Origin of the sequence: Actinoplanes sp. NPDC048967 (genome assembly GCF_040649415.1) — a bacterium.
GTDB lineage: Bacteria > Actinomycetota > Actinomycetes > Mycobacteriales > Micromonosporaceae > Actinoplanes.
In genome coordinates this window covers 38,308-59,578 of record NZ_JBEZFL010000015.1, presented here as the reverse complement: position 1 = coordinate 59,578, position 21,271 = coordinate 38,308, and the positions used below count along the sequence as shown (strand labels likewise).

Annotated in this window: 26 protein-coding genes; 16 read left to right on the top strand and 10 right to left on the bottom strand. The window is 72.4% G+C overall.

Going from position 1 to position 21,271, the window contains the following annotated elements; all coding sequences use genetic code 11:
• Genes AB0C12_RS41595 through AB0C12_RS41585 form a run of 3 tightly spaced genes read left to right on the top strand, consistent with a single transcriptional unit; the run spans position 1 to position 3,166 of the window.
• Positions 1-1,059, top strand: a complete 1,059-nt coding sequence (locus AB0C12_RS41595) for a PfkB family carbohydrate kinase (RefSeq protein ID WP_360556468.1) — start codon at positions 1-3, stop codon at positions 1,057-1,059.
• A gap of 13 nt (positions 1,060-1,072) precedes the next feature.
• Positions 1,073-1,924, top strand: coding sequence for a class II fructose-bisphosphate aldolase (locus tag AB0C12_RS41590; RefSeq protein WP_360556466.1), 852 nt, complete (start codon positions 1,073-1,075; stop codon positions 1,922-1,924).
• Positions 1,925-3,166, top strand: a complete 1,242-nt coding sequence (locus AB0C12_RS41585; protein ID WP_360556464.1) for a Gfo/Idh/MocA family oxidoreductase — start codon at positions 1,925-1,927, stop codon at positions 3,164-3,166.
• Between the two features lie 4 nt (positions 3,167-3,170).
• On the opposite strand, the gene AB0C12_RS41580 is transcribed toward AB0C12_RS41585, so the two are convergent.
• On the bottom strand, positions 3,171-3,815 hold the full coding sequence (locus AB0C12_RS41580; protein WP_360556463.1) for a hypothetical protein: 645 nt from the start codon (positions 3,813-3,815) through the stop codon (positions 3,171-3,173).
• Positions 3,816-3,974: 159 nt separating this feature from the next.
• Between AB0C12_RS41580 and AB0C12_RS41575 the strand changes: the two genes are divergently transcribed.
• From AB0C12_RS41575 to AB0C12_RS41555, 5 genes are read left to right on the top strand one after another with little or no spacing between them, the layout of a single operon-like run.
• Positions 3,975-4,955 carry a metal ABC transporter substrate-binding protein gene (locus AB0C12_RS41575; protein ID WP_360556461.1) on the top strand — a complete coding sequence of 327 codons (981 nt, stop codon included), beginning with the start codon at positions 3,975-3,977 and terminating at the stop codon, positions 4,953-4,955.
• 1 nt (position 4,956) lies between these two features.
• Positions 4,957-5,727 (top strand): metal ABC transporter ATP-binding protein, encoded by a 771-nt coding sequence (locus AB0C12_RS41570; protein WP_360556459.1) that lies wholly within the window; start codon positions 4,957-4,959, stop codon positions 5,725-5,727.
• A complete protein-coding gene (locus AB0C12_RS41565; protein ID WP_360556458.1) occupies positions 5,724-6,575 on the top strand; it encodes a metal ABC transporter permease in 852 nt (283 codons plus the stop codon). Before AB0C12_RS41570 ends, AB0C12_RS41565 begins: the two co-directional genes overlap by 4 nt.
• Complete coding sequence (locus AB0C12_RS41560; protein WP_360556456.1) at positions 6,572-7,384, top strand: metal ABC transporter permease; 813 nt, start codon at positions 6,572-6,574, stop codon at positions 7,382-7,384. The genes AB0C12_RS41565 and AB0C12_RS41560 overlap by 4 nt, the downstream gene beginning before the upstream one ends.
• On the top strand, positions 7,381-7,674 hold the full coding sequence (locus AB0C12_RS41555; RefSeq protein WP_360556454.1) for a metalloregulator ArsR/SmtB family transcription factor: 294 nt from the start codon (positions 7,381-7,383) through the stop codon (positions 7,672-7,674). The genes AB0C12_RS41560 and AB0C12_RS41555 overlap by 4 nt, the downstream gene beginning before the upstream one ends.
• A gap of 5 nt (positions 7,675-7,679) precedes the next feature.
• Here AB0C12_RS41555 and AB0C12_RS41550 read toward each other — a convergent pair whose 3' ends face one another.
• Complete coding sequence (locus AB0C12_RS41550) at positions 7,680-7,937, bottom strand: type B 50S ribosomal protein L31 (RefSeq protein WP_360556452.1); 258 nt, start codon at positions 7,935-7,937, stop codon at positions 7,680-7,682.
• 11 nt (positions 7,938-7,948) lie between these two features.
• Positions 7,949-9,196, bottom strand: coding sequence for a GTP-binding protein (locus AB0C12_RS41545; RefSeq protein WP_360556451.1), 1,248 nt, complete (start codon positions 9,194-9,196; stop codon positions 7,949-7,951).
• Between AB0C12_RS41545 and AB0C12_RS41540 the strand changes: the two genes are divergently transcribed.
• Together AB0C12_RS41540 and AB0C12_RS41535 are read left to right on the top strand one after the other, a co-directional pair.
• Positions 9,183-9,416, top strand: coding sequence for a hypothetical protein (locus tag AB0C12_RS41540; protein WP_360556449.1), 234 nt, complete (start codon positions 9,183-9,185; stop codon positions 9,414-9,416). The genes AB0C12_RS41545 and AB0C12_RS41540 overlap by 14 nt on opposite strands.
• Positions 9,417-9,731: 315 nt before the next feature.
• Positions 9,732-11,048 carry a cytochrome P450 gene (locus tag AB0C12_RS41535; protein ID WP_360556448.1) on the top strand — a complete coding sequence of 439 codons (1,317 nt, stop codon included), beginning with the start codon at positions 9,732-9,734 and terminating at the stop codon, positions 11,046-11,048.
• A 4-nt stretch (positions 11,049-11,052) separates the two neighbouring features.
• Here the strand turns inward: AB0C12_RS41535 and AB0C12_RS41530 are convergent, their stop codons facing one another.
• The 4 genes from AB0C12_RS41530 to AB0C12_RS41515 form a co-directional block, all read right to left on the bottom strand.
• Positions 11,053-11,709: a lamin tail domain-containing protein gene (locus AB0C12_RS41530; RefSeq protein WP_360556447.1), complete on the bottom strand. Its 657-nt coding sequence runs from the start codon at positions 11,707-11,709 to the stop codon at positions 11,053-11,055.
• Positions 11,710-11,782: 73 nt separating this feature from the next.
• Complete coding sequence (locus tag AB0C12_RS41525; protein ID WP_360556446.1) at positions 11,783-12,754, bottom strand: NAD(P)-dependent alcohol dehydrogenase; 972 nt, start codon at positions 12,752-12,754, stop codon at positions 11,783-11,785.
• Positions 12,751-12,984, bottom strand: coding sequence for a helix-turn-helix transcriptional regulator (locus tag AB0C12_RS41520; RefSeq protein ID WP_360556444.1), 234 nt, complete (start codon positions 12,982-12,984; stop codon positions 12,751-12,753). Before AB0C12_RS41520 ends, AB0C12_RS41525 begins: the two co-directional genes overlap by 4 nt.
• Positions 12,978-13,406 carry a hypothetical protein gene (locus AB0C12_RS41515; RefSeq protein WP_360556442.1) on the bottom strand — a complete coding sequence of 143 codons (429 nt, stop codon included), beginning with the start codon at positions 13,404-13,406 and terminating at the stop codon, positions 12,978-12,980. Before AB0C12_RS41515 ends, AB0C12_RS41520 begins: the two co-directional genes overlap by 7 nt.
• A 167-nt stretch (positions 13,407-13,573) precedes the next feature.
• Between AB0C12_RS41515 and AB0C12_RS41510 the strand changes: the two genes are divergently transcribed.
• Both AB0C12_RS41510 and AB0C12_RS41505 read left to right on the top strand, forming a co-directional pair.
• Positions 13,574-14,599 (top strand): RNA polymerase subunit sigma-70, encoded by a 1,026-nt coding sequence (locus AB0C12_RS41510; RefSeq protein WP_360556440.1) that lies wholly within the window; start codon positions 13,574-13,576, stop codon positions 14,597-14,599.
• A complete protein-coding gene (locus AB0C12_RS41505) occupies positions 14,583-15,464 on the top strand; it encodes a PhzF family phenazine biosynthesis protein (RefSeq protein WP_360556438.1) in 882 nt (293 codons plus the stop codon). Before AB0C12_RS41510 ends, AB0C12_RS41505 begins: the two co-directional genes overlap by 17 nt.
• Positions 15,465-15,536: 72 nt before the next feature.
• On the opposite strand, the gene AB0C12_RS41500 is transcribed toward AB0C12_RS41505, so the two are convergent.
• Positions 15,537-16,133 carry a DUF4360 domain-containing protein gene (locus tag AB0C12_RS41500; protein ID WP_360556437.1) on the bottom strand — a complete coding sequence of 199 codons (597 nt, stop codon included), beginning with the start codon at positions 16,131-16,133 and terminating at the stop codon, positions 15,537-15,539.
• Between the two features lie 465 nt (positions 16,134-16,598).
• Between AB0C12_RS41500 and AB0C12_RS41495 the strand changes: the two genes are divergently transcribed.
• On the top strand, positions 16,599-17,243 hold the full coding sequence (locus tag AB0C12_RS41495) for a DUF4360 domain-containing protein (protein WP_360556435.1): 645 nt from the start codon (positions 16,599-16,601) through the stop codon (positions 17,241-17,243).
• A 168-nt stretch (positions 17,244-17,411) separates the two neighbouring features.
• On the opposite strand, the gene AB0C12_RS41490 is transcribed toward AB0C12_RS41495, so the two are convergent.
• Positions 17,412-18,002, bottom strand: a complete 591-nt coding sequence (locus tag AB0C12_RS41490) for a TetR/AcrR family transcriptional regulator (protein WP_360556434.1) — start codon at positions 18,000-18,002, stop codon at positions 17,412-17,414.
• A gap of 86 nt (positions 18,003-18,088) precedes the next feature.
• Between AB0C12_RS41490 and AB0C12_RS41485 the strand changes: the two genes are divergently transcribed.
• Both AB0C12_RS41485 and AB0C12_RS41480 read left to right on the top strand, forming a co-directional pair.
• Positions 18,089-18,538 (top strand): hypothetical protein, encoded by a 450-nt coding sequence (locus AB0C12_RS41485; protein WP_360556433.1) that lies wholly within the window; start codon positions 18,089-18,091, stop codon positions 18,536-18,538.
• 32 nt (positions 18,539-18,570) lie between these two features.
• A complete protein-coding gene (locus AB0C12_RS41480) occupies positions 18,571-18,822 on the top strand; it encodes a hypothetical protein (protein WP_360556431.1) in 252 nt (83 codons plus the stop codon).
• On the opposite strand, the gene AB0C12_RS41475 is transcribed toward AB0C12_RS41480, so the two are convergent.
• Positions 18,801-20,024, bottom strand: coding sequence for an MFS transporter (locus AB0C12_RS41475; protein ID WP_360556429.1), 1,224 nt, complete (start codon positions 20,022-20,024; stop codon positions 18,801-18,803). The two genes, AB0C12_RS41480 and AB0C12_RS41475, sit on opposite strands and share 22 nt — an antisense overlap.
• 118 nt (positions 20,025-20,142) lie before the next feature.
• Between AB0C12_RS41475 and AB0C12_RS41470 the strand changes: the two genes are divergently transcribed.
• The gene (locus AB0C12_RS41470; RefSeq protein WP_360556427.1) at positions 20,143-21,270 is read left to right on the top strand and encodes an NAD(P)/FAD-dependent oxidoreductase; all 1,128 of its coding nucleotides are present in this window, start codon (positions 20,143-20,145) and stop codon (positions 21,268-21,270) included.
• Position 21,271: the final 1 nt, after the last annotated feature.

Here is a 21,271-nt window from a genome sequence, read left to right as displayed (position 1 = left end):
ATGATCGTCACGGTCACCCTGAACCCGGCGCTCGACCTCACGTACGAGGTCGACGCGCTGGTGCCGCACGGCACCCACCGCGTCACGACGGTCGCCGAGCGGCCCGGCGGCAAGGGGCTCAACGTGGCCGCGGTGCTGCACGCGCTCGGCGAGCCGGTGCTGGCGACCGGGCTGCTGGGTGGCCCGACCGGTGACCGGGTGACCGGGCTGCTGGCCGGCGCCGGGGTGCCGGCCGGGTTCGTGACCATCGCCGGCGAGACCCGCCGCACGGTCGCGGTCGCCGACCGGGACGACGCGACCGGCTTCTGGGAGCCGGGGCCACGGGTCACGGCGGGGGAGTGGGCCGCTTTCATCGACCACTTCGGCGGGCTGCTGGCCGGGGCGTCGGTGGTGGCGCTCAGCGGTTCACTCCCGCCGGGCGTCCCGATCGACGGGTATGCCACCCTGATCCGTCTCGCCGCGGCGGCCGGGGTGCCCACAGTGCTGGACACCAGCGGGGAGGCTCTGCGGCACGGCCTCGCCGCCGGTCCCGACCTCGCCAAGCCCAACGCCGCCGAGCTCGCCGCCCTGCTGGCAGCCCCGCGGCCCGTTGCGGCCGCGACCCGGGATGCCTCGCAGCCGGTCAGGGCCGCGACCGGGGACACCTCGCGGCCCGTTGTGGCCGCGGACCGGGACGCCTCGCGGACCGGCCTGGCCGGGCCTCCGGGCGGCACTCCGGCGGCACCGGGCCGCCGGGAGGTCGCCGACGCGACGGTGGCCCTGGACCACGGGGCCCGGGCCGTCGTCGTCTCCCACGGACCACGCGGCCTGCTGGCTCTCACCGGGCAGGGCGCCTGGCGCGGCGTGCCCCCGGAGCGGCTCGCCGGGAATCCCACCGGCGCGGGCGACGCCTGCGTCGCCGCCCTCGCCCGCGGCCTGCGGGACCGTACGCCCTGGCCGCACCTGCTGGCCGACGCGACCGCCCTGTCCGCCGCGGCCGTCGCCGCGCCGCTGGCCGGACGCGTCGACGAGGACACCTACCGCCGCCTGCTGACCGCTGTCCGGGTCAGCGCGGCCTGAGAGGGGATCCACCTTGTACACACCCACCGGCGAGATCGTCGCCCGGGCCCGGTCCGCCGGCGGCGGCGTGGGCGCGTTCAACGTCATCACCGTCGAGCACGCCGAGGCCATCGTGACCGGCGCCGAGCGGGCCGGCCTGCCGGTGATCCTGCAGATCAGCGAGAACGCGGTGCGTTTCCACCACGGGCGGCTCGCCCCGATCGCCGCGGCCGCCCGGGCCATCGCCGAGGCGGCCACGGTGCCGGTGGGCCTGCACCTGGACCACGTGGAGAGCGACGAGCTCTTCGACCAGGCGGCGGCCAACGGGTTCGGCTCGGTCATGTACGACGCGTCGAAGCTGGGCTACGGCGAGAATGTCAGTGCCACCGCGGCCGCGGTGCGGCGGGGCCACGCACAGGGGTTGTGGGTCGAGAGTGAGCTGGGCGAGGTCGGCGGCAAGGACGGTGCGCACGCCCCCGGCGTACGGACCGACCCGGTCGAGGCCGCTGCCTATGTGGCCGCCACCGGGGTCGACGCGCTCGCTGTCGCGGTCGGCTCCTCGCACGCGATGCACAGCCGGACGGCCCGGTTGGACCATGACCTCATCGCCCACCTGCGGGCGGCAGTGCCGGTGCCACTCGTGCTGCACGGCTCCTCCGGCGTACCGGACGACGAGCTGATCGCCGCGGTCCGCGGCGGAATGGTGAAGATCAATATCGGCACGGCTCTGAACAGTGCCTTCACCGGGGCGGTCCGGGAGTCGCTGGACGGCAACGCCGCTCTGGTCGATCCGCGCCGGTATCTGGCCTCGGCCCGGACGGCGATGGCCACGACGGTCGACGGCGCGCTGCGCCTGCTCGCCGCGACCACCACCGCGGCGCGCTAGATGGTCACCCTCGCCCTGGTCGGGGCCGGGCTGCGCGGTCAGACGTACGCCCGGCACGCCGTGGCCACCGGTCAGGGCCGGATCGTCGCGGTCGCCGAGCCGGATCCGCGCCGCCGGGCGAGTGTGGCGGCCGAGTTCGAGATCCCCGCCGACCGGGTCCACGCGGACTGGACGGAGCTGGCCGGCGCGGGCCGGCTGGCCGAGGCCGCCATCGTCGCGACCCAGGACCGCCTGCACCTGGCCCCGGCCGTGGCCCTGGCCGACCTCGGCTACCACCTGCTGCTGGAGAAGCCGATGGCGCCGACCGAGACCGAGGCGGCCGAGATCGCCGCGGCGGCGGTCCGCAACGGCGTCATTCTCGCGGTGTGCCACGTGCTGCGGTACACGCCGTACACGAAGCTGGTGAAGGGTCTGCTGGACGAGGGCCGGATCGGGCGGCTGGTCGCCGTGGAGCACCTCGAACCGGTGGGCTGGTGGCACCACGCGCACTCGTTCGTCCGCGGCAACTGGCGCCGCGAGGACGAGTCCGGGCCGATGCTGCTGACCAAGTCCTGCCACGACATCGACTGGCTGGTGCATCTCTTCGGCCACCTGCCCGAGCGGATCAGCTCGTTCGGCAGCCGCACCCACTTCCGGACCGAGCAACGCCCGGAGGGGGCCGCCGACCGGTGCCTGGACTGTCCGGTCGAGCCGGTGTGCCCGTACTCGGCGAAGCGGCTCTACCTCGGCGCGCTCGCGGACCCGGACCAGCACTTCTGGCCGCTCGGCGCGGTGAGCCCGGAGCCCACCGAGCAGGCGGTGCTGCACGCGTTGCGCACCGGCCCGTACGGCCGCTGCGTCTACACCGCCGACAACGACGTGGTGGACCACCAGGTGGTGACGATGGAGTTCGCGGGCGGCGCGACGTGCTCGTTCACGATGAGTGCCTTCACCCCGATGGAGCACCGCCACACCCGCCTGATGGGCACCCACGGCTACCTCGACGGCGACGGCCGGACGTTGCGTCACGTCGACTTCCGCACCGGCGCGGAGACGACGCTGGACTCGGCGGAGGCGGGCGGCCCGTCGGCGTCGGACGGTCACGGCGGCGGCGACGAAGGGCTGGTGGAGGCGTTCCTGGCCGCGGTCGCGGCGGGCGATCCGAGTCTGGTGTCGTCGGACGCGGCGGCGAGCCTGGCGAGCCACCGGGTGGTGTGGGCGGCCGAACGGGCCCGTCGCAGCGGCGAGGTCGTCGGTCTCTGACGACTCAGCGCGTCCCGCGGTGGCGCCGGCGTTCGATGTCGGCCTGGATCTCGGGGTCCCAGCGCCCGGCGTCCCAGTCCTCCGGCCGCGGTTCCGGCGACGGTAAGCCGTTCCACGACGGCGCCGCCACCGGCTCGGCTCCGGCTCCGGCCGACGGGTCCGCACTGGTGAGCCACGCCTGGATTTTCGCCCGTGCGACGGCCAGACCGACCAGCAACAGTGCCGCGGCGGCGACCCGGACGAGGTGGAACGCCGCCGTGTCCGACGACAGCACGAGGGACACCACGACGAGGACCGCCGCGCCGGACATCGCCCAGTTGCGGACCACGGCGACTGTGCCGCCGTGGGCTTCGACGATGCTCTTGGTGAGGCGGGCCCAGACCACGAACGTCACCACCAGGGCCGCCGCCAGGGCAGCGGAGAGCACGACGGGAATCTGCTTGCCGGACGACTCCAGCACCTCGCCGGCGATCGCGGCCTTCGTCAGTGAGCGGGTGCCCAGTGCCGCGGTCAGCAGCAGTAGCGCCCACCATGCGATCCGCCACCGCAGCGGAAGCAGAATCTGCGGCACCGTGCCGCCCGCGCAGCGGTGGCCCTGACCGGCGTGAGTGAGCCGGACCCCACACCTCGAGCAGTTCATCTCGTTCATCCCCGTACCGCCCCGTTGTCGTCGGCGCACGCTAGCAACGCCACGCCGGGCCCGCAGCCCGGTTTCCGTGCCGGTGGGAATCGCATGGTCATTTTGCCATTAGACGATTCTTAGTGAAAACGATTACCGTTCCGGTTCTTGCCGACAGGAGCGTTGATCATGAACCGAACCCCCCGGAAACTGGCTGTGGCCGCGGCCACCGCGGTAGCCCTTCTCGCCGCCGGATGCGGCTCTGACGGTGCCGGCGCCGGCGGCGGCACCGCGCCGAGCGGCACGTCCCTGGCCGTGGTCGCCACCACCCCCGAGGTCGCCGATTTCGTCCGCATCATCGGCGGCACCGACGTCACCGTGACCCAGCTCATCAAACCCAACGTCGACCCGCACTCCTACGAGCCCACCCCGGCCGACATCCAGGCCATCGGCGCCGCGAAGCTGGTCGTCAAGAACGGCGTCGGCCTCGAGGCCTGGCTCGACCAGACCATCGAGTCGTCCGGCTTCCGCGGCACCGTCGTGGACGCCAGCCAGGGTGTGACCCTGCGCGAGGGCGGCCACGAGGAGGAAGAGGGCGGGGAGCCCGAGGCCGGGCACGCCGACGAGGAGCACGACCCGCACATCTGGCACGATCCGCGCAACGCGAAGATCATGGTCACCGGCATCGAGAAGGGCCTGGTCGCGGCCGACCCGGCCCACGCGGCCACCTTCGCGGCGAACCTCACCGCCTACGCGGCCGAGCTCGACAAGCTGGACGCCGACAACGAGGCCGCCTTCGCCAAGCTGCCCGTGGCCCAGCGCAAGCTGGTCACCAACCACGACGCCTTCGGCTACTACGTGGACCGGTACCAGCTGGAGTTCGTCGGCTCGGTCATCCCCAGCCTGGACACCTCGGCCGAGCTGTCCGCCCAGCAGCTCACCGACCTGGTCGCCAAGATCAGGGCGACCGGCACCAGGGCCATCTTCACCGAGAGCTCGCTGCCACCCAAGACCGCCGAGGCCATCGCCGAGCAGGCCGGCGTCAAGGTGGTCGGCGGTGAGGACGCCCTGTACGGCGACAGCCTCGGCGCACCCGGCACCCCGCAGGGCACCTACCTCGGCGCCGAGGAGCACAACACCCGGGTCATCGTCGCGGCCCTGGGCGGCTGACATGAGCGATGTCGCGGTGGCCGGCGCCGCCCTGCGGTTCTCCGGCGTGACCGCCGGCTACCGCGGCACGCCCGCGCTGACCCACGTCGACCTGGACCTGCCGGCCGGACAGCGCCTCGTCCTGGTCGGCCCGAACGGCGCCGGCAAGTCCACGCTGATCAAGGCCGTGCTGGGGCTGGCCCAGGTGCTCGGCGGTACGGCGTCCGTGCTCGGCCGGGCCCCGGCCCGGGCCCGCGGCCTGACCGGGTACGTGCCCCAGCTGGACACCCTGGACGCCGGCTTCCCGGTCACCGCGGCCCAGGTCGTCCTCATGGGCCGGTACCGGCGCATCGGCTGGTGGCGGCCCACCCGCGCCGCCGACCGCCGGATCGCCCGCGAAGCGCTGGACCGGGTCGGCCTGGCCGACCGGGCCGGCCGGCCGTTCGGCGTGCTCTCCGGCGGACAGCGCCAGCGCGTGCTGCTCGCCCGCGCGATCGCCGCCGAGCCACAGCTGCTGCTGCTCGACGAACCCTTCAACGGCGTCGACGCCATCAGCCAGGAGGCCATCGTGGCGGTGCTGCGCGAGCTGACCGCGGCGGGCACCGCGCTGGTGCTCAGCACCCACGACCTCGCGGTCGCGCGCGACCTGGCCGACCAGGTCTGCCTGCTCAACGGCCGGCAATGGGCGGTGGGCCCGCCGGGCGAGATCCTCACGGCCGGGCCGCTGCGCCGCACGTACGGCGGCCACGCGGTCGATCTCGCCGACGGCCGTACGGTGCTGGTCGAGACATGATCGCGCCCTTCACCACGCCGTTCATGGGCCGCGCCCTGGCCGAGCTGGCCCTGCTCGCGATCGTCTGCGGTCCGGTCAGCGTCTTCGTCTTCGCCCGCCGGCTGTCGTTCGTCTCGGACGCGCTGACCCACACCGTCTTCCCCGGCGTCGTCATCGGTTTCCTCGCCGGCGGCGTCGAGGGCATCTTCGCCGGCGCCCTCATTGCCGCCGTGCTCACCGCGGTCGTGCTCACCCTGCTCACCCGGGGCGGGGCGCTGTCCGACGACGCGTCCACCGCCGTCGTGCTCACCGCGATGTTCTCGATCGGGGTGGCGCTCGTGTCGCGCCGTTCGTCGTACACCAATGACCTGACGACGTTCCTGTTCGGCCGGATCCTCACCGTGACCCCGCGGCAGATCGCCGAGACCGCGGTCCTCGCGGTCGTGATCCTCGCTCTGCTCGCCCTCGGCGCGCGGGCGCTGCTGTTCCGCACGTTCGATCCGGCGGGGGCCGCCGCCGCGGGCTACCGGATCGGCTGGCTCGACCTGTGGCTCAACGTGCTGGTCGCCCTGGTCGTGGTCGCCGCGGTCCGGGCGGTCGGCACGATCCTGGTCGTGGCCCTGCTGATCGTGCCCGCCGCGGCCGCGCGCATGCTGACTCACCGCCTCGCGGCGATGGCTCTGCTGGGCACAATGCTGATTCTCGCGGCCGGCTACGGGGGACTGTTGCTGAGCTGGACGGCCTCCGTCGACCACGGGATCAACCTGACGTCCGCCTCGACGGTGGTGCTGCTGCTCGTGGCCGCGTACCTGGTCCTGCTGCCCGTCGGCCTGTTCCGGGCCCGGCTGCGCCGGCCGGTGCTGTCATGACCTGGTGGGACGACGCCCTGCACCGCGCCACCGCCGAGGTGATCCTCGTCGGCGCGCTGGCCGGCCTCATCGGTGTGCAGGTCGTGCTGCGCCGGTTGTCGTTCTTCACGATGGCCCTGACCCATGCGACCTTCCCCGGGGTGGTGGCGGCGTCGATCATCGGCGTCAACATCTTCGTGGGCGGCGTGGCGGCGGGGGCCGTCGTGGCCCTCGGCGTGGCCGCGCTGAGCCGCCGCCAGGGCCAGAACGCGGCCGCGGCCACCGGTGTGGTGCTCTCCGGCGGCTTCGCCCTGGGCGCCGGGCTCGTCGCCACTCAGAACGGCTTCAGCCGCGACCTGTCGTCCTTCCTGGTCGGCTCGGTACTGACGGTGACCCCGCAGGACCTCGTGCTGACGGCGGTGGTGCTCGTCGTGGTGGCCGGCGTCCTCGCGATCGGCGCGCGCCCGCTGCTGTTCACCGGCTTCGACCGCACCGGCGCCCGGGCGGCCGGCTTCGCCACCACGGCCTGGGACGTGGTGCTGCTGTTCACGATCGAGGTGGTCGTGGTGACCGTCGGACCGGCCGTCGGCACGATCCTCGCCCTCGCCCTGATCGTCGCGCCGGCCGCGGCCGCTCGGTTGTGGTCGCACCGGCTGCCGGTCATCACCGCGCTGGCCATGGCGTTCGGCGTGCTCAGCGGTCTGGGCGGCCTGTACGTCTCGAGCCGGTGGAACCTGGCCGCGGGGGCGAGCATCACGCTGGTCGCCACCGCGACACTGCTGCTGTCGTCGTTGCTGGTCCGCATCCCCGGCCGGGTGGTGCCGGCATGAGCGAGATGGAAGTCGCGCTGGAACGGGCGGTCGCGGTCCTGCGGGGGATGGCGTACGAGCACCGGCTGCACATCCTCGTGCTGTTGCAGGCGGGGGAGTCCACCCCGGCCGTGCTGGCCGAGGCGATGCGTACCGATGTCACCGGAGTGGCCCACCACCTGCGTTTCCTGCGCGACGCCCGGCTGGTACGGCGGGAACGCCGGGGCCGCCACGTCTACTACTCACTCAGTGGCGACCCGACCAAGCGGCTCGTCCAGGAGGTCCTGCACTACGCCGAACGCTTGACCTGAGCCGGTCAGCTCTCACCGCGGGCGCGGGCGTACCTGGCCCGGAACTTCTCGACCCGGCCCGCGGTGTCGAGCAGGCGCTGCCGCCCGGTCCAGAACGGATGACTGGCGGCGGAGATCTCCACGTCCAGCACCGGGTAGGTGTTGCCGTCCGTCCAGCCGACGGTCTTGTCGCTGGTCGCGGTGGACCGGGTCAGGAAAGCGAAGCCGGCGCTGCGGTCGCGGTAGACGACGTACTGGTAGGCGGGGTGGATGCCGGGTTTCATGGGAGGTCCTCTCAGTCGGCTTCGATGTCGTCGGTCAGGGGGAAGAAGCCGGCGAACGGGTCGGCCCAGCCGGGCCACGTCTCGAAGCCGTCGGCGAGCTCGTCGTCGGTGAGCAGGCACCCGGTCAGCCGGGCGGTGGTCGCCGCGGCGTCGAGGTCGAGGCCGACCAGTGCGAGCACCGTGCGGCGATCGCCGTAGTAGGGGTCCCAGTCGACGTCGGCCGCCATCCGGCGCAGCCCGCTGGTCTCGGGCCACCGCTCGGCCGGCAGCGCGGCCAGCCAGTAGCCCAGGGTGCCCAGGCTGACGCCGCCACCGGCGGACTCCCAGCCGATGGCGGCGTCGGGCTGACTGGCGATCCACAACTGGCCACGCCCGCGCAGCGTCCCGGTGGTCAGCTCGCCCAGGGCCGCGTGCAGCCGTACGGGGTGGAGCGGGCGCCGGGAGCGGAACAGCACCGAGCTCACCCCGTGCTCACCGGCCGGGTCGTCGATCCCGATCGGGAAGCCCTCGAGGGCGCGGCCGAGGATGCCCGGGGTCTGCGGATCGTGGCGGCCGGTGCGGCGCAGCCGGGCGGCCAGGGCGGTGCAGTCGATGGTGCCGCTGTCGCCGACGCGCAGGTGGGTGGCCCAGGGGGCGAGCCGGTGCAACAGCGCGGTGAGGCGGGCGTCGTCGAGCGCGTCGTGCTGCGGGTGGCCCCAGACGACGATCGTGTCCGCGTACTCGACCTGCCGGACGACGACGTCGGCCACACCGCGCCGATCCTCCGCCGCGGCGTGCAGATCACGGTCGCGCAGGTCCTCGGTGCTGGCGAGATCGTCGAGGAACGCGGCGGCTTCGACGACGGTCACGTACGAGTCGAAACGCAACTGCTCCCCGGCACCGGCATGCGCACACACGGCGGCGACGTTCTCGGGCTCGACGACCGGCGGCAGCGCCAGCAGGATGTCGCTGTCCGGGCGCTCCCGGGCCAGGCGCAGCAGCGTGGGCAGCACGTCCTCGCGCAGGGTGCAGGACACGCAGCCGTGGACCAGCTCGATCACCTCGTGCTCCAGCACGGCGTCCGCGGTCCGCACGGTTCGGCGGACCAGTCCTTCGCGAAGACGGCTCACGTCGTGCGACACGAGCAGCAGCCGCCGGTCCGTGACCAGCAGGCTGCGCCCGATCGCGGCGGTGGCCTCGGCGGAGAAGCCGGCCAGCACGGTGACCCGCGGCCGGGCGTCGACCGACGGCGATGACCCGAGGAACGTGGAAGAAGTCACCGGCTCACCCTACAACGAAAACCATTTTCAACAAGCCCGGCGGGGGGCGCCGCTGGTCGGCGGTGACTTGCGCCACGCGCCGGTCATGGAGGGCCGGCCGTCGGCCCCGGCCGCCGCCTCGCGCCGCCGCCGGTTCCAGGCGGATGGCCGGTGCGGCATGCTGCGCGGATCCGGCGAACGCGCATTTCCCATCGACCGAACTGAATTGTTATTGCCGTGACACGCGCCTGAACGCTTGTTCAGATGATGACAATTGCCGGTGCTGCGGGCGACCGTTCCGGCGGTCTTCCCTACGCTGATCGAGGTCGCGACGGAGACGTCGGACGCGATTCCGCACGCCGCGCAATCGCCCTGTCGACACGGGAGGAAACCATGAAGACGTACGCGAGGCACCTGACTGCCCGGCTCTTCGGCCGGACCCGCATGGGCGGCTTGTACCTGTACTGGACGTTCAACAAGTAGGGCGTCCGGCTCGTCGGGAAGCAGCGTGCCGGCGGGCGCACCCCGCCCGCCGGCCCGCGCCAAGGGGGTTCGCATGACGACTGTCCCTGCTCCGCTCGTCCGGCCGCCGGGTCCGCGCGGCCATCGATTCTTCGGTAACGTCGTCGATTACGACAAGGACCGTGTCGCATTTCTGGAACGGTGCCGGCGCGAATACGGCGACGTCTTCTCCTTTGATCCGCGTACCGTCGTGATTGCCGATCCGGCGTTGATCCACGACATTCTCAGCCGGACGAACGACGACTTCCTGGCCGAGACCGTGCCGCTGGCGGTGCGCACCGACGAGGAGGAGACCGCCGCGGGCGCGGAGCTGTGGATGAGCGCGCGGCGCCGGGGCTGGCGCGGTCTGAACAGGACGGTGGCCGAGGCGCACGCACTGCGGCTGCGCGCCATCTTCGACCGCTCGCTGCGGCAGGCCGGGCCCGGCGACGTCGACGTGCTCGCCGTGATGAAGGACTACATGGGCCGGGCGATCGCCGACTTCTGCGTCAGCCGCGACGCCGAGGGCCTGCCCGCCGTCATCGCGGAGAACACCGCGGCGCTGGACCCGCTGTCCCGTAGCTCCTACATGGTGCCGCAGTGGTGGCCGTCGCGCCGGGTGCGGCGTTTCGTCCGGGCGCGGGAGGCCACCGTCGCGGCGATGACCGAGGTGGTGCGCCGGCGCCGGGCCGCCGGCCCGCCCGCGGCGGACACCGCGCCGGACCTGCTCGACGTGCTGCTGGCCGCGGACGCGCCCGCGCTCAGCGACCTGCAGGTCGAGCGGCTGATCCGGGGGATCATGCTGGCCGCGTACGGCGTCCCGGCGGCCGCCCTGACCTGGATCGTGCACGACCTCGTGGCTCATCCGGAGGTGCGGCGCGCGGTCGAGCAGGAGGCCGCCGCCCACGACACCGAGGTGGCGCCGCCGACGACCGCACTGCCGTACACGGAGGCTTTTGTCAAAGAAGTGCTGAGGTTGCGCCCGCCGACCTGGCTGATCGGCCGGACCGCGCGGCGGGCGACCACCCTCGGCGAGTGGCGCCTCGACCGGGGGGACCAGGTCCTCTTCAGCCTGTACGCCCTGCACCGCGACGAACGGTGGTGGCGCGACCCGGAGGCCTTCGACCCCCGACGGTGGCTGGAGCCGCGGGCCCAGCTGCAACGCCACACCTACCTGCCGTTCGGCGCGGGGCCGCGGGTCTGCGTGGGGACGCAGCTGGGCATGATTCAGCTGGTGCTGAGCACCTTCTGGCTGGTGCGGGAGTACGACGTGAGCATCGCGCCCGGCCACGGCGGCACCCCGGACTTCGGCGGTCTGCTGACACCGCGGGGTTTGACCGCGACGTTCCACCGCCGCACCGGGCAGCAGTAACGCGTCAGCCGATGAAGGTCGGCGGGGTCTCCAGCGGGGGATCGACCGGAGGCGGCGGGGTGGTGATGCGGGGCGTCGTGGTGGTCGGCGGCGTCGTGGGTCTGGTCGGAGCCGGCCGGGTGGGAGTCGTAGCGGGAGGCGTCGGCTCGGGGCCGACGGCGGTGTTGCCGAGCGGGCCGCAGGTCGTCGCGCCGGTGCCGCGGCTCGTCCACTTGCACGTGTCGTAGACGCGGCCCGACGAGCTGCGCAGCGTCGCCGTGTCGCCGGGGTTGTTCCAGATGTGCCAGCCCCGTCCCTGGTAGAGGCGGGAGCTGTCGGGCGTGCCGTCCGGCTTGCGGCCGTTGGTGCCCTTGCCGGTGTGGACGTACACCGTCTTCTTCGCGCCGATGACGTGCGCCGGGAAGGTGTACGTGTAGCCGTTCGCGTCCTTGAGGGTGAAGCGGTCCAGCCGCGCCGCGAACGTCGAGTTGTTGTAGATGCGCACGAACTCCCCGTTGACGCTGCTGTTCGCGGTCGTGTCGGGGTTGCTCGGTGAGTCGAACTGGATGAGGTGGAACTGCAGGTTCGGGGTGGCGGCCTCGGCGGGCAGGGCGACGGTCACAGTGCCGAGGACGGCGGCACCGGCTGCGGCGGCCACGGAGATGCGAAGACGGCGGTTCATGGCAGTCAGGCTAAATGCGACACTGCCGGACACCCCTCGTGCGAAAGGTCATGATCGGGCGGCCGCGCGGCTGCTAGATCGTGACGACGAGCTTGCCCGGGTAGCGGCCCGCCGAAAGGTCGCGGATCGCCCCGGCGGCGTCGGTCAGCGGATAGCTGTGGCCGATCACCGGCGTGACCTGGCCCGACTCCAGCAGCACGCTCAGCTCCGCGAGCTCCTCGGCGCGCACCCGGGCGGTCACACCGCGCAGGCGCTGGCTCATGAAGGGCGACAGCAGCGGCGCGGCCAGCTGGCGCTGGAAGCCGCCCATGATCCGGCCCTTCGCGTGCCCGCCACCGACCAGGGCGATCGTGCCGCGCGGCGTGGCGGCCCGGCGCAGCAGGGACAGAGGCCGGTTCCCCGCGGTGTCGATGACGACGTCGTACACCGGGCCGTCGCGGTCCACCTCGTGCCGGGTGTAGTCGATGACGTCGTCGGCGCCCAGCGAACGGACCAGGTCGGCCTTACCGGTGCTGCACACGCCGGTGACGCTCGCCCCGTACGCCTTGGCCAGCTGGACCGCGAAGGTCCCGACGCCGCCGCCCGCACCGGTGATCAGCACCCGCCGGCCGGCCCGCACGCCCCCGTCGCGCAGGCTCTGCAGCGCGGTGACGCCGGAGACCGGGGTCACGGCCGCCTGCTCGAAGGAGATCGCGGCCGGTTTGACGGCGAGCCGGTCCTCCTCGGCGGTCGCCTGCTCGGCGAACGAGCCGGTCGCGCAGGTGCCGTAGACCTCGTCACCCGGCCGGAAGCGGGTGACCCGGGCGCCGACCGCGGTCACCACGCCGGCGACATCCAGGCCGCGCACCGCCACGTTGGGCCGGCGCAGTCCGAAGGCCAGGCGCGCCGCGTACGGCCGGCCGGTCATGAAGATCCACACGCCCGGGTCGACGCCGGCGGCGCGCACCTCGAGGAGCACCTCCCGGTCGCCGACCGGCGGCGGGTCGACGTCGCGGAGCTGGAGGACGTCGGCTGAGCCGTACGCGTCCTGGGCGATGGCTTTCACGGTTTCTCCTCGGGATCGTCGGGATACTGGAACACGGTGTCGAGCGGCGCCCGGAACACCCGGGCGATCCGGAAGGCCATCTCCAGCGAGGGCGAGTAGCGTCCCTGCTCGATGGCGATCAGCGTCTGCCGGGTCACGCCGATCCGGTCGGCCAGCTCGGCCTGGGTCATCTCGCCGTGCGCGAAGCGCAGCGCGCGGATGCTGTTGGTGACCTGCGTCGGCTTCACCATGCCGGCAGGCTCCGGCGGTAGACGACGACCTTGGTGATGCCGCCGAGGACCGCCGACAGCACGAAGCACAGATAGATCACGTTGGCGATCCAGAAGGGCGCCCACTCGCCCATCGCCATCAGCATCGCGGCGACCGCGCCGATCACGACGAACGACTGCCCGACGTGCTCACCGAGCCGGCCGATCTCGCGGTCGCGGTCGTCCTTGAGGCGGGACGCGCGCGGGTTGCCCGCGGCCATCACGATCTCGGCCACGATCGAGGCGACGATGGCGCCGCCGACCGTCCACAGCAGAATTCCCGCGTACGGCACCGAGGCCAGCGGGCGTCCGTCGGCGCGGCTCGCGATGACGGCCACGTAGGCGGCGTAGCCGAGGACGGCCACCGCCAGCCTGATCCACGCGCGTTTCTCCTCGTGCGTCACGACCGGCCCCTTCGATGTACAGAATGTTTGACATGCTGAAGGTAGCAAATCTTTGACACGATGTCTAAAAACTTTTACATCCGATTCCTTCGGGCCGGCCGGGCGGTCTGTCACTCTGGGCCCGAGTGCGCGCTCGCGGCCAACCACCGGTACGGGGAGGACGACAGATGCCGAGCACCACGGACAGCGGGGACGCCGAAGACGAGTTCACCGCCCGGGCCGAGACCTTCCGCCGCGAGCTGCTCGCCCACTGCTACCGGATGACCGGTTCGGTCGACGACGCCGAGGACCTGGTGCAGGAGACGTACCTGCGGGCCTGGAAGTCGTACGGCGGCTTCGAGGGGCGGGCGTCGCTGCGTACCTGGCTCTATCGGATCGCCACCAACGCCTGCCTGACGGCGTTGCGGCACCGCGAGCGCCGCGTGCTGCCGTCCGGGCTCGGCGCGCCCAGCGACGACCCGTACGCGCCGCCCGTGCTCGGCGATCCCGGCACCAGGTGGATCCAGCCGGTGCCCGACGCGCTGTTCGCCGCCGCGCCCGACGACCCGGAGGCGACGGTGATCTCCCGCGACTCGCTCCGGCTGGCCCTGATCGCCAGCCTGCAGTACCTGCCGCCGAAGCAGCGGGCCGTGCTGATCCTGCGGGACGTGCTGGCGTGGCCCGCGGCCGAGGTGGCCAGGAGCCTCGGCACCACCACCCCGGCCGTCAAGAGCCTGCTCCAGCGGGCCCGGCGCCGCATCGAGGAGGTCATGCCGAGCATGGACGACGTGGTGGAGCCCAGCCATCCCCGGGCGCGGGAGCTGCTGCGCGGATATCTGGCCGCTTTCGAGGCCGCGGACATCGGCGCCATCGAGCGGCTGCTGCGGGCGGACGCGGTGCTGGAGGCCGTACCGGTGCGCAGCTGGTACTCCGGCAAGAAGACCTGCCTGCGGTACCTGGCGCACCAGGCCCTGGGCTCGCCGGGGGAGTGGCGCATGCGGCCGGCCGGCCTGAACGGGGAAGCGGGCTTCGCCGCCTGGCAACGCGCGGCCGGCGGCTCGTACGAGGCCTTCGGGGTCGGCATGATCACGCCGACCGCGACGGGGATCGCCCGCATCGTCGTGTTCTCCGACCCGGCCACCGTGCACCGGCTCGGTGGCCTCGACTTCACGCGCCGCACCGCCGAGACTGTGCCGGGTGACCCCACCCAGTGATCCGGACCGGCTGCGCTATCACCACGTCGACGTCTTCGGCAGCCGGGCGTACAGCGGCAACAGTCTCGCGGTCTTCGCGGAGTCCGCCGGTCTCGACGGCGGCCAGATGGCGGCGATCACCCGCGAGCTGCGCCATTTCGAGTCCATCTTCCTCACCCGCGACGGCGAGGGCTGGGTGGCCCGGGTCTTCGATCTGCTGGGGGAACTCGACTTCGCCGGTCATCCGGTGGTCGGGGCGGCCTGCGTGCTGCACGCGCTGCACGGCACGGCCGACACCGAGACCTGGACGCTGCGGCTGCCGGCGCGCACGGTCCGGGTCACGACCCGGCGGCACTCCTCCGGGCGGTACGCCGGTGTGCTGGAGCAGGGTTCCCCGGTCTTCCTCGGGAGTTCTGAGGTGGCGGCCCTGCTCCCGTTGTTCTCGTTGCGAGCCGGGGACCTCGCTACCGGCCTGCCCGCCGAGGTGGTCAGCACCGGGCTGCGTTACCTGATCCTGCCGGTGCGGGCCGACGCTCTGACCCGCGCCCGGATCACCGAGGACCTCGAGGCCCCGCTGGCCGCAGCCGGCGCGCAGTTCGCCTACCTGCTGGACGTGGCAGGCCTGGAGGGGCGGCACTGGAACAACGACGGCATCGTCGAGGATGTGGCCACCGGCAGTGCCGCCGGCTGCGTCGCGGCCTATCTGCGCCGGCACGGCCGGCTCGCCGACGGCGTTCCGGCGACCCTGCGGCAGGGCCGCTTCGCCGGCCGCCCGAGCCGGATGACGATCACCGCGTACGGCCCGAGCGACGCCGTCCGCACGGTGGCCGTCGGTGGTGACGTCTTCCTGATCGGCGCCGGCGACCTGTGGCAGCTGCCGGAGTGAGCCGCGGTCACGAAGGATTCCGGGGGGAGTCCTTCGTGACCGGCCGAGGTGCCGGGGCGGCTCGTTACGGCATCAGCACCGGATCCAGCTGAAGTTGAACAGGGTGTCCACGTCGCCCTCGCTGGACCGCATCGACATGCTGCTGCGGCCACTCGACGTACCCGGGTCGACCCGCAGCTCGGTGTTGACGTTCAGGACCCGCTGCTCCGTGCAGGGGGCGTAGACCAGCACGGGGGCCACGTCCTTGGTGGCCCAGAAGCCGTTGAGCGGACCGGCGAACGTCTCGTCGTTGTTGTTGTTGACCGACGATCCCTGCCAGTAGTAGTTCGTGCGCTGCAGGGCGGTCGCGCCGGAGTAGAGCCGGGCGCGGCCCCGGTAGTCCGCCTCGGCCACGGCGAAGGTCCAGCCGGCCGGCACCGTGACCAGGACACCGACCTGGCAGTTCTTCCGGCGATCGGTGGGATCGGCGCTGCCGCCGGCCTCCGCCACGAAGTCGTGGTACCTGATCCGGAAGCCTGTCTTGTCGGAGTCGGCGATCACCGTGGCCGTGCCGGGCGCGCACCCCGACCCGTTGGCGGCTATCACCTCGAAGGTGACGTTGCCGTCCGGGACGGCGGCGGCCTCGGCGTGCGCCGGCGTGGACAGCGACAGCGCAAGAACTGTGCCCATTACGGCGAGAGCCGTATGTCTTACGCCGACGAGGCTCTTGATCATGGTATTCCTCTCGTTTCTGACGGTGCATTCTGGAAGGCTTCCAATATTTGACCCTGAACTGCTCAACGCGGTCGGACGGCGTTCGGTACGGAATGTTAGTCAGCTGTCATGCTCCAGACAAGCATTGGTGTTCATCTATCTGAGTTGATGATCGGCCGCCCCGGCGCGGATGCGCTATGCATGCTGCAAGTGCGCGGGTAAGTGGATAATTCCGGGTAATTCGCCTCTGGCTATCGCCCGATTAATCCTGAAGATGTGATGTGCGGCTTTGCGCGACCAACCGTAAACACCCAACCACCTGTATGACGCCTACCAATTACCGCACAATGAGACGCGAGAACGTTTTATTGACGTTCCTCAATGTCCGCCCATAACATCTGTCCCGCGTGTGCATTGTCGTCGTTACTCGAAGGGAGTTCCATGCGTAAATTGCTGGTGCGTGGGGGAGCGGTGCTGGCGTTGATCGCCGCCTCGTTGACCGCGGCCTCGCCCGCCTCCGCCGGAAACCCGCTGGAGGATCCGCCGTCCGACCACATCGTCATCGACCTGGTGGCCATGGCCGGATCCGGCTGCCGGCCCGGTACGGCGGACGTCGCCGTCTCACCGGACAACACCGCCTTCACCGCCATCTACAGCGAGTACCTGGCCCAGGCCGGTCCGGGCATCGCCTCCACCGAAGGCCGCAAGAACTGCCAGCTCAACGTGCTGGTCCACGTGCCCCAGGGGTTCACCTTCGCGATCACCAAGGTGGACTACCGCGGGTACGGCCTGCTCCAGCGCGGTGCCACCGCCTCGCAACGGGCGAACTACTACTTCCAGGGCATGAGCCAGAGCACCTTCACCACGCACCCGGTCACCGCGCCGCTGGACGACAACTGGTTCGTCAGTGACGAGGTTCCGGTCGCCGCCGTGGTCTGGCACCCGTGCGGGGAACTGCGCAACCTCAACATCAACACCGAGCTGCGGGTCGCCAAGGGCACCTCCACCGACGCCAGCTTCCTGACCATGGACTCCACCGACGGCAGCATCTCCACCACCTACCACTTCGCCTGGAGGCAGTGCTAAGCGCTTGCCTCCCCAGCTCGTGCCGAGGGTCGCCGGAACGGTCCGGCGACCCTCGGCCGTTTCCCGTCGGTCAGCCCGCTCTCGTAGGCCGGCCCGACCGACCGGGCCTGGTGCGTGCCCTGGCCGGCTACGCGGTGGCCGCGGTCGTGACGGCCGTGCGCCGCGACGTCACCTGATCGGGGACGGCCCGTGACCCGGGTCCTCGCGGGTGCGGTCGAGCACCAGGTCGGCGGCGTGGGCGAGGACCTGGGCCCGGGTCCGGTCGCCGTGGTCGGCGGCCAGGAAGTGCTCGCCGATCGCCACGCAGAAGGCCAGCAGGCTGCGGGCCTCGACCTCCTCGGGATCGGTGCAGAAGGTGCCGATCATCTCGCGCAGCAGCGCCATGCGCCGGTTGTCGACCCGGCGCAGGCGCGCGGCGACCGCCTCGTCGCGCCGGGCCCAGTCGCGCACCGCCAGGTCGATCGGGAGCAGCCGGCCGCTGGAGAAGGTCAGCACGCCGGCGCGCCGGATCCGGGTCCGCGGGTCGCCGCCCTCGCGCTCGACGCGCGCCAGCACTTCGTCGGTGCTCTCCCGTTCCCACGTGTCGAGCATCGCCGTCAGCAGGGCGTCCCGGTCGGCGAAGGATCCGTAGAACCCGCCCTTGGTGACGCCGAGCCGCTTGGCCAGCGCCTCGATCCGGACGGCGTCCGGGCCGCCGGTCGCCAGCGCCGCCAGACCTTCCTCGATCCACCTGTCCCGGGTCGTACGAGTCGCGCCCACAAGCTTCCTCACTCTGTCTGTACGCCAGCGTATACATCGGCTAGCCTGCGAATATACGGTAGCGTATAGAGAACGGAGATCGTGAGATGCACATCCCGGAATCCGTCCGCACGCTCAGCTCGGTGCCGGAGATCGACTACGCCGACCGCTTCGCCCTCGCCACCGACGTGCCGGCCACGCCGGAACAGTGGGCCCGCGCGATGTTCGGCGATGTGCCCAGCGCGGCAGAGGTGTTCATCTGGCGTGGAGTGCTGGGCCTGCGCCTCAGCCGGCACCCCTCGCCGGCCACGGTGGCCGGCTGGCGGATCGGCGGGCACGGCGAGGACTGGATCCGGCTCGAGGCGGCGTCCTGGTTCCTGGCGGCCGACCTGCTCGTCGAGACCGGCGCCGGCCGGGTGTCGCTGGTGACCTTCGTGCACTACCGGCGGCATCCGGCCGGTGTCGTCTGGCCGCCGTGCTCGGCCGTCCACCGCATGCTGGTGCCCCGCGTGCTCCGTGACGCCGAGGCCAGGATCCGTCGTGGGGGTGTGCGCTGACCCGGGCACCGCCCGCCTCTACGCTGGGTGCCGTGACCGACGTGGAAAGCAAGATCCTTGACGAGACGACCGCCGAGCCCGCCCCCGAGCTGATCGCCACGCACTACCTGGCCAGCGTCGACGAGCTGGTCGAGCACCTGCGCGCGGCCGATCAGCTGGGCCTGGGCGTACGGGTCAGCTCCTATCTGGTCGCCGCCGACGAGGACAGCGAGGTGTACTCCGCGCGGTGGGAGCTCGACCTGCTCACCGCCTCCCCGGTCCATCAGGAGGATGAAGCCGAGTAGTTCTCCGCCGGCTCGCGGTGCTCGGCCGCCCGGCGCACCACCGGCGGCACCAGGCAGCCGACCACCGCGAACGCCGCCCCGAGCACCAGCCAGCCCGGGGTGCCCCAGCCGAGGGTGAGGGCGGTGACCGCCGCCGGGGCGACCATCTGGCCGAACTGGTGGCCCATCGCGTACGTGCCCTGGTACTGCCCGTGCGCGTGGTCCGGGGCCAGGCCGAAGGAGATGGCCCAGCCGCCGGCCGAGTACCACATCTCGGCGGTCACCTGCACCAGCGCGGCGACGACCAGCAGCAGCACGGTCAGCGCGAGACTCGTGCCCGCGGTCAGCGAGAAGATCAGGCAGGCCAGCAGCAGGCCGAAGCCGGCCCGGCGGGAAGCGCGGGCGGCCCCGGCCAGCGTGTCGGTGCCCCGGGCGGCGCGCACCTGGAAGAGCACCACGGCCACGGTGTTCACCACGAAGACCACCGAGATCATCCAGTGCGGCGCGTCGGTGCGGTCGGCGATCCACAGCGGCAGGGCCACCTCGAAGAGGCCGAAGTTGGTGGCGAGCAGGCCGTCCAGCACGACGAAGGCGAGGAACGGCCGGTCCCGCAGTGCGGTCAGCCGCGGCCCGGACCCGGTCCGCGGCGCCCGGGCGATCGGGGCGAGCCGGGTGAGCACGGCCGCGGCGAGCAGGAAGGTCGCCGCGTCCCCCAGGATCAGGGACAGGTACGCCGTCCGGGTGTCCACTGTCAGGCCGATGCCGGCGATGGCCGCTCCGACCGTGATCCCGACGTTGGTGACCGAGCGCAGGTACGCGCGGGTGTAGACGCGCTTGTCGGACGGCACGGCCCCGCCGATGATCGCGCCGCGGGCCGCCCGCTGGGCCGCCTCGAAGACCGCCATCGGGGCGGCCACCACCAGGAACCCGGCCATCGACCGGACCCCGACCATCGCCGTCTCGCAGAGGCCCAGCGCGACCAGGGCCCCGATCGCCACCCCGCGTGGCCCGAGCCGGTCGGCCAGGTAGCCCACCGGTGTGCTGGTCACCAGGCTGATCAGGGCGACCAGGGTGAGGGCGAGACCGGTCTGGCTGATGGACAGGCCGACCGAGCGGGTGAGGAACAGCGCGCTCGACGTCATCCACAGACCGTTGCCGATGGTGTTGACCAGCGTGACGGCGGCGAGCGTCCGGATCGGACCGGGTTCCGGCAGCAGCGGCATGCCTTCCATCAAACAGTACGTACGTACGGTTTGCAATGCCCGGCGGTCCGGGGGAGAGTCCGTGAAGGTGTTGTGCGCGCGGCCGCCGGAGGGCGTCGGCGCCGCTACCGTCGCGGTCATGGAGATGGTGGATGTCCTGGTCGTCGGGGCCGGTCTGGCCGGTCTGCACACCGCCCGGCTGCTGGCCCGGCGCGGCCTCGACGTGCTCGTGGTCGACCGGCGCGGCACCCTGGACACGGGCATCCGCACCACCGGGATCTTCGTGCGCCGTACCCTTGAGGACTTCGCCCTGCCGGCGGGGGAGCTCGGTCCGGCGATCCGCCGGGTCCTGCTCTATCCGCCGTCGCTGCGCGGGCCGGTCGAACTGGTCAGCGCCCGTGACGAGTTCCGGGTGGCCGGCATGGCCGGCATCTACGCCCACGCCCTGGCCGCCGCCCGGCTCGCCGGCGCACGGGTACGGCTCGGCGTCTCCTACCCCGTGCCCGGCATCGCGGCCCGCTTCACCATCGGCGCGGACGGGGCCCGGTCGACGGTCGCGCGCCGGCTCGGACTCGACGTCAACCGCCGGCTCATCGTGGGCGTCGAAGAGGTGTTCCCGGTGGCCGTCAGCGCTGCCGAGCCGACGTTCCACTGTGTACTCGACCCGCGGCTCGCCCCCGGCTACCTGGCCTGGGTCGTCGACGACGGACGGCACGCGCACGTCGGGCTGGCCGGGCGCCCGGACCGCCTGGCCGGCCCGCTGCCCGAGCTGCTGCGTACCTTCGGCCGGCGGTTCGAGGCGATCCCGGCCGCGACCGGGGCGGTGCGCCGCCGTGGCGGGCCGATCCCGGTCGGTGGCGTGCTGCGCCGGCTCGCCTGCGCGCACGGGCTGCTGGTCGGCGACGCGGCCGGTGCGGTGTCCCCGCTGACCGCCGGTGGGCTCGACCCGTGCCTGCGCATGGCGGAACTGGCCGCCGCGGTGACCGGCGACTACCTGCGTACGGGAGATGTGTCGGTGTTGCGGCACTACGACGGCGCCGCTCTGCGCAGGCGCTTCCGGACCCGGTTGCTGATGCGTCACGCCTGGTCGGCGGTACGGTCACCGGCACTCACGGAGGCCGCATGCACCCTGCTGCGGACGCCGCCCGGACGGGCCGCCGCCTCGCGGGTGCTGTTCGGCGACGGCTCGTTCCCGGACGTGCGGGACCCCGCACACGGCGATGCCGGTGAGTCGCGGGGACCCACCGGCATCGCCGTGCCGCGCTGAC

Coding starts and splice junctions, on each gene's coding strand:
- AB0C12_RS41570 (WP_360556459.1), top strand. CDS start 4,957: ATGAGCGATGTCGCGGTGGCCGGCGCCGCCCTGCGGTTCTCCGGCGTG.
- AB0C12_RS41510 (WP_360556440.1), top strand. CDS start 13,574: ATGCCGAGCACCACGGACAGCGGGGACGCCGAAGACGAGTTCACCGCC.
- AB0C12_RS41535 (WP_360556448.1), top strand. CDS start 9,732: ATGACGACTGTCCCTGCTCCGCTCGTCCGGCCGCCGGGTCCGCGCGGC.
- AB0C12_RS41485 (WP_360556433.1), top strand. CDS start 18,089: ATGCACATCCCGGAATCCGTCCGCACGCTCAGCTCGGTGCCGGAGATC.
- AB0C12_RS41495 (WP_360556435.1), top strand. CDS start 16,599: ATGCGTAAATTGCTGGTGCGTGGGGGAGCGGTGCTGGCGTTGATCGCC.
- AB0C12_RS41580 (WP_360556463.1), bottom strand. CDS start 3,815: ATGAACGAGATGAACTGCTCGAGGTGTGGGGTCCGGCTCACTCACGCC.
- AB0C12_RS41470 (WP_360556427.1), top strand. CDS start 20,143: ATGGAGATGGTGGATGTCCTGGTCGTCGGGGCCGGTCTGGCCGGTCTG.
- AB0C12_RS41550 (WP_360556452.1), bottom strand. CDS start 7,937: ATGAAACCCGGCATCCACCCCGCCTACCAGTACGTCGTCTACCGCGAC.
- AB0C12_RS41565 (WP_360556458.1), top strand. CDS start 5,724: ATGATCGCGCCCTTCACCACGCCGTTCATGGGCCGCGCCCTGGCCGAG.
- AB0C12_RS41585 (WP_360556464.1), top strand. CDS start 1,925: ATGGTCACCCTCGCCCTGGTCGGGGCCGGGCTGCGCGGTCAGACGTAC.
- AB0C12_RS41500 (WP_360556437.1), bottom strand. CDS start 16,133: ATGGGCACAGTTCTTGCGCTGTCGCTGTCCACGCCGGCGCACGCCGAG.
- AB0C12_RS41595 (WP_360556468.1), top strand. CDS start 1: ATGATCGTCACGGTCACCCTGAACCCGGCGCTCGACCTCACGTACGAG.
- AB0C12_RS41575 (WP_360556461.1), top strand. CDS start 3,975: ATGAACCGAACCCCCCGGAAACTGGCTGTGGCCGCGGCCACCGCGGTA.
- AB0C12_RS41555 (WP_360556454.1), top strand. CDS start 7,381: ATGAGCGAGATGGAAGTCGCGCTGGAACGGGCGGTCGCGGTCCTGCGG.
- AB0C12_RS41520 (WP_360556444.1), bottom strand. CDS start 12,984: ATGGTGAAGCCGACGCAGGTCACCAACAGCATCCGCGCGCTGCGCTTC.
- AB0C12_RS41475 (WP_360556429.1), bottom strand. CDS start 20,024: ATGCCGCTGCTGCCGGAACCCGGTCCGATCCGGACGCTCGCCGCCGTC.
- AB0C12_RS41530 (WP_360556447.1), bottom strand. CDS start 11,709: ATGAACCGCCGTCTTCGCATCTCCGTGGCCGCCGCAGCCGGTGCCGCC.
- AB0C12_RS41560 (WP_360556456.1), top strand. CDS start 6,572: ATGACCTGGTGGGACGACGCCCTGCACCGCGCCACCGCCGAGGTGATC.